Source organism: Streptomyces sp. NPDC007162 (genome assembly GCF_040634175.1).
Taxonomy (GTDB): domain Bacteria; phylum Actinomycetota; class Actinomycetes; order Streptomycetales; family Streptomycetaceae; genus Streptomyces.
In genome coordinates this window covers 1-5,176 of record NZ_JBEYFC010000573.1, presented here as the reverse complement: position 1 = coordinate 5,176, position 5,176 = coordinate 1, and the positions used below count along the sequence as shown (strand labels likewise).

5 protein-coding genes and 2 pseudogenes are annotated in these 5,176 nt (G+C 73.3%); 4 read left to right on the top strand and 3 right to left on the bottom strand.

From position 1 onward, the window contains the following. Positions 1 to 94: 94 nt before the first annotated feature. Both ABZ646_RS39500 and ABZ646_RS39495 read left to right on the top strand, forming a co-directional pair. A pseudogene (locus tag ABZ646_RS39500) lies at positions 95 to 859 on the top strand (FAD-dependent oxidoreductase); the annotation flags it as partial. A 21-nt stretch (positions 860 to 880) separates the two neighbouring features. After that, positions 881 to 1,423: a PadR family transcriptional regulator gene (locus ABZ646_RS39495; protein WP_360530433.1), complete on the top strand. Its 543-nt coding sequence runs from the start codon at positions 881 to 883 to the stop codon at positions 1,421 to 1,423. 6 nt (positions 1,424 to 1,429) lie between these two features. Here ABZ646_RS39495 and ABZ646_RS39490 read toward each other — a convergent pair whose 3' ends face one another. After that, positions 1,430 to 1,972, bottom strand: coding sequence for a hypothetical protein (locus tag ABZ646_RS39490; RefSeq protein ID WP_360530430.1), 543 nt, complete (start codon positions 1,970 to 1,972; stop codon positions 1,430 to 1,432). Positions 1,973 to 2,140: 168 nt separating this feature from the next. After that, a complete protein-coding gene (locus tag ABZ646_RS39485; protein WP_360530427.1) occupies positions 2,141 to 3,103 on the bottom strand; it encodes a fibronectin type III domain-containing protein in 963 nt (320 codons plus the stop codon). Between the two features lie 383 nt (positions 3,104 to 3,486). Between ABZ646_RS39485 and ABZ646_RS39480 the strand changes: the two genes are divergently transcribed. After that, positions 3,487 to 4,173 (top strand): glycoside hydrolase family 75 protein, encoded by a 687-nt coding sequence (locus tag ABZ646_RS39480; RefSeq protein ID WP_360530424.1) that lies wholly within the window; start codon positions 3,487 to 3,489, stop codon positions 4,171 to 4,173. A 57-nt stretch (positions 4,174 to 4,230) separates the two neighbouring features. On the opposite strand, the pseudogene ABZ646_RS39475 reads toward ABZ646_RS39480, so the two are convergent. Next, positions 4,231 to 4,353, bottom strand: a pseudogene (locus ABZ646_RS39475) (SDR family NAD(P)-dependent oxidoreductase); the annotation flags it as partial. Positions 4,354 to 4,446: 93 nt separating this feature from the next. Here ABZ646_RS39475 and ABZ646_RS39470 point away from each other — a divergent pair. Continuing rightward, positions 4,447 to 5,085, top strand: a complete 639-nt coding sequence (locus ABZ646_RS39470; RefSeq protein WP_360530421.1) for a helix-turn-helix domain-containing protein — start codon at positions 4,447 to 4,449, stop codon at positions 5,083 to 5,085. The last annotated feature ends 91 nt before the right edge of the window (positions 5,086 to 5,176 follow it).

Here is a 5,176-nt window from a genome sequence, read left to right as displayed (position 1 = left end):
CGGACGGCCCGCCCCGCCACAGCGCGGTGACCTACTTCGGCTACGGCTTCGGCCTTCACGTCGGCTCATGACCTCACCCGCTGAACTGGGCCGCCGCAGGGTCCCGGGCAAGCAGGAGTTCGACGAGACCCTGCGCTACTTCCGCCACCAGCTCGACGCCCACGGCGTCGACGTACGCCTGAACACCACCGTCGAACCCGAGGACGTCACCGGCTACGACGAGGTCGTGATCGCCACCGGCGTCCGCCCGCGCACCCCCGACATCCCCGGCGTCGACCACCCCAAGGTCGTCGGCTACCTCGACGTGCTGCGCGACGGCGCCCCCGTCGGCGACCGGGTCGCGATCCTCGGCGCCGGCGGCATCGGCTTCGACGTCGCGGAGTACCTGACCGACGGCGGCGACAAGGCGAGCGAGGACCCGGCGACGTACTTCAGGCTCTGGGGCGTCGACATGGAGTACCGGGAGCCCGGTGGTCTCGCCGTGCCTGAGCGCCCCGCGCCGCCGCGCACCGTCCACCTGCTCCAGCGCAAGGCCGACAAGGTCGGCGCGGGCCTCGGCAAGACCACCGGCTGGATCCACCGCACCGAACTCAAGCACCGGGGCGTCACCATGGTCCCGGGCGTGCAGTACGACCTGATCGACGACGCCGGCCTGCATGTCACCGTGGCCGGGGAGCGCACCGTCCTGGAGGTCGACACCGTCGTGCTCTGCACCGGGCAGGAACCGCGCCGCGACCTCTACGAGGAGCTGGTCGCCGCGGGCGTCGGGGCGCACCTCATCGGCGGTGCCGACGTCGCCGCCGAACTGGACGCCAAGCGGGCCGTCAAGCAGGGCACGGAGCTGGCGGCCGCCCTGTAGACCCGTCCCTAGGATGAGCCCATGTCACTCCCGCACGCGATCCTCACCGCCCTGCTCGAAAAGCCGTCGTCGGGGCTTGAGCTGACCCGCAGGTTCGACAAGTCGATCGGGTACTTCTGGTCGGCCACGCACCAGCAGATCTATCGCGAACTGGGAAAACTGGAGGCCGAGGGCCACATCCGCACCCTGCCGGCCGAGCAGCCGGCCCGCGGGCAGAAGAAGAGCTACGAGGTCCTGCCCGCGGGCCGCGCCGAACTGGCCCGGTGGACCGCAGCGGCCCAGGACCCCAAGCCGGTCCGGGACGTCATGCTGCTGCGCCTGCGCGCGGCGGCGGTGGTCGGCACGGCCGGCCTCGAAACCGACCTGCGCCGTCATCTGGCGTTGCACCAGCGGCAGTTGGCCGAGTACGAGGAGATCGAGCGGCGCGACTTCCCACCGGGCAAGGACACCCCGGAGGACCGGCTGCGGCACCTGGTGCTGCGGGCCGGCATCGACCTGGAGACCTTCTGGACGCAGTGGCTCGCCCGCGCGGTCGGGGAGTTCGGCGAACTCCCCGACCGCTGAGCCGCGTCAGAGCCGGTACGGCTTCGAGCGCTTGCGCAGGTACCAGCCCGTGGCGATGACACCCGAGCCGACCAGCGCCGCTCCGATGCCCAGCGTCAGCGGGCCGTAGTCGCGCGCGGCGCCGCCCAGACCGCCCATCACGCCCCGGGGGGGCGCGGCCGACCTGGTGGTGGAGGAGGTCGTGGGCGCGGCGGGGGCCGAGACGATCACCGACTGGTTGCCCGCCGTACCGCCGTTGGAGCAGACGACGACCACCGTGTAGGTGCCCGGCGACACGCCCGACCAGGCGGCCGACTGGCTCACCGTGGTGCCCGCCAGGGCCGCCTGGCGCCCCTGGGCGAAGGAGCTCTGACTGCTGCTGAGCAGCGAGGCGTTGCCCCAGCTGCCGTTGTTCTGGGTACAGGCGCTGGTGACCACCGAGACCGTGGTGCCGCTGGTGCTCACCGAGATGCCCGAGACGGCGGCGGACGGACCCGCGAGCCAGGCCGGGAGCGCGGCGGCGGCCGCCAGGGTCAGGCCGGAGCGGAGGAGAAGTCGGGTAGTGCGCATGGGCTGCCCTCCGGCGGCACGGTTGGCGGAACGTCCCTGTGCGCCGCCGAGGGTCGGGAAACTCCCGTGCTGCCTCGGACTCAGCGAAAGCCGCCCCGGTCCGCCCCGCACGCGCAGGCGCCCGGTCGGGTGATCTCTTCATCCGTCCGGCCCAGACCGGGGTGCGGGTCAGGCCCCCGTCGTCACCGACCGCACCGCCGACCAGCCGCCCCAGGTGCCGTCCGGCAGCCGCGCCCGCAGCCGCACCCGGTGCCCGACCCCGTGCTCCCGCCCCACGTAGAAGCTGTAGGTCGAGCGGCCCTTCGGCGGGGCCGCGCCCCACACCAGCGAGGTGGTCGTCCCGGCGTCCAGACGTACCTGGTACTCCGTGACCACCCCGTCGACGTGCGGCGGATCCCAGGCCAGATCGAGGTAGTACGCCCCGCCCTCCTCGTGTGTCCCGGCGGTGCACCCGGTCGGCGCGGTCTCCCGGCTGTCGTCGCCGCCCGGTGTGGTCAGGCGCACCGCCGCGCTCGCGGGCGAGACATTGTCGGCCGCGTCCCGGGCCCGGACGGTGAACACATAGCGCGTGCCGGGACGCAGTCCCGTGACCACGGTCGCGGTCTGGTTCCCGCCCACACTGTGGATCTTCGCATCGCCCTGGTAGACGTCGTACGACGTCACCGCCCGGTCGTCCGTCGAGGCACCCCAGGACAGCTGCGCCGCACGGCTGCCCACGGCGCGCCCGTCCGGTCGTGCCGGGCGGGTCGGCGCCGACCGGTCCGCCGCGGCCGTCGCCGGGGTGGTCGCCCGCACCTCGCGGCTGCGCGGGCCGAGGCTGCCGTCGGCGCCCCGGGCCCGCACCCTGAACACGTAGCCGGTGGACGGCCTGAGCCTGGTGACGTCCACCATGTGCTGCGACCCGGGTACCTCCGCCACCTCGGTCGCGCCGCGGTACACCCGGTAGGCGCGGACCCCCGAACCGTCCGGGAGCGCGTTCCACATGACGTGCACGCTGGTGGCGCTGCCGGCCACCGCGGTGATCCCGTCCGGGGCGCCGGGCAGCCTGCCGCTGTCACCGTCGGGGGCCCCGCCCCGGCCGCAGGACGTCGCCGACAGCAGGGCGCAGACCACGACGACGACACGGCGCACGGTTCCGCCTCCCGGGACGGCAGCACGGCAATGGTCCGGACCAATATGCTCCGCCCGGGATGCCGACGGCAAGAGGCCCGTATTGCTCACGGCCGTGAGGTATTACGTATGCTGAACACACTGCGGCCGAACTCCCCGAGTAAGCAGGTGAGTTCGCGCCTGTCGCGCGGAACGCTGTCGTCGCTGATCCCGCGCCGACGCGGGCGGCCGGGGCCGCCTGAACCGACACCGGTTCAGGACCCCGGCCCCCGACGGAGTCTCACGGGGTGTCAGTTCATTGCTCCGTCCGGCCCTGTAAGGCCCGAACCTGCTGGCCCGAGCGCCGGGACCCCCTCAGATTGGTCCGGTTGACTCCATGTCCCCCACGGAGAGGGTCCCTCATCGTGCGTGTCCAGACGCTGACGCTGGCCGCGGCCGGCGCCGCCCTGCTCACCCCGACCACGCTGCCCACCCCCGCCGCCTCGCTCACCGCCCACGGCGACCGGCACCGGATCACCGCCACCGATCTGCTGGCCCGGGTGCACGACTGCACCCAGGTGTCCAGGGGCCGCTACCGTACCGACGCGGATACCGCCGCCACCGTCCCCGTGTGCGGCACCGACCGGGTCGTCTTCTGGAAGGCCGATCTCGACATCGACTGCGACGGCCGGGCCACCGCCCACTGCAACCGCGCCGCCGATCCCGCGTTCACCGCCGCCACCGCCTTCCAGCAGTCCGACGGCCGCCATCTGAACGCGGAGAAACTGCCCTACGTCGTGGTACCCGGCCCCAGCCGCCGGTGGGACCCCCGGGCGTACGGCATCCGGGGCGGGGCGGTCGCCGCGGTGATCTACAAGGGACGGGTCCAGTACGCCGTCGTCGGCGACACGGGACCGCGCGACATCATCGGTGAGGCGTCGTACGCCACCGCCAAGGCACTGGACATGGACGCCGACCCGCGGTCCGGCGGGGTCCCCTCCGGCGTGACGTACATCGTCTTCCGGGACTCGAAGGTCAGTCCCATCGAGAACCGCGAGACAGTGCAGGCGCAGGGGGAGCGCCTGGCCGCACAGTTCACCGACGGAAGCTGAGCGGCCGCGGCGTCCGCACCTCCCGCCCGATGTGCCCGGCGTCGGGCTCGGAGACCCGGCCCGCGTTGCCGCCCGGCGCGATCGCGTTGACCCGCATCACCCGCTCCCACTCCGCGTCGCCGACGTCCGCCAGGGCCGACACGCGTCCATGATCCCGGCGTTGTTCACCAGCACGTCCCCTCGCGTGCAGGTCGGCGACCTGGCCGAAAACTTCCGCCGCCCCGGTTCCTCGGAGAGAATTCCGGGGACCAGGCACCGGAACCGGAGGGGCGGATGACCACAGCAGGGGGACGCACCGGACGGCCGCCCCTGACCGAGGAGCGCAAGGCCGAGATCAGACTGGAGATCGCGCGCGCCGCGGTGGACCTGTTCGTCGCCCAGGGCGTGACCGCGACCACGGGCGAGCAGATCGGCCAGGCGGTCGGGGTCTCGGCGCGCACGGTGTGGCGCTACTTCCCGAGCAAGGAGGCCTGTGTACGGCCGCTGTTCGCGGCCGGAATCGAGGTGGTCGCCGGCGGTCTGCGTGCCTGGCGGCCCGGCCGCCCGCTGACGGAGGCCTTCGAGGACGCCGTAGCCGGCGACAACCGGCTGGTGCGGGGCCCCGACCGGGCCACCGTCGGCGCCCTCGTCCGGCTGACCCGGACCGAACCGGGCCTGCGTGCGGAATGGCTCCAGACCTACGACGAGGCCGAACCGGCGTTCGCCCGGGCCCTCGCCGCGCGCGCCGGGCTGCCCGCCGACGATCTGCGGCCCGCCATCCAGGCCGCCATGTTCAACGCGGCCCTGCGCGCGGCCGTCGAACACCACGCGTGGCGCGTGGCCGACGGGACGGCCGACCCCGCCGCGGCGGAGGCCGAACTCATGGAGACCATGCGCTCGGCCCTCGCCGTCGTGGCGGACGGCCTGTCCTAGCTTGATCTTTAACCTCGGGCCTCGAACAGGTCGTCGTACTTGATCACTCGCGTCGGTAACTGCCCTACGTGCAGGCGGCCTTCGGCTGACC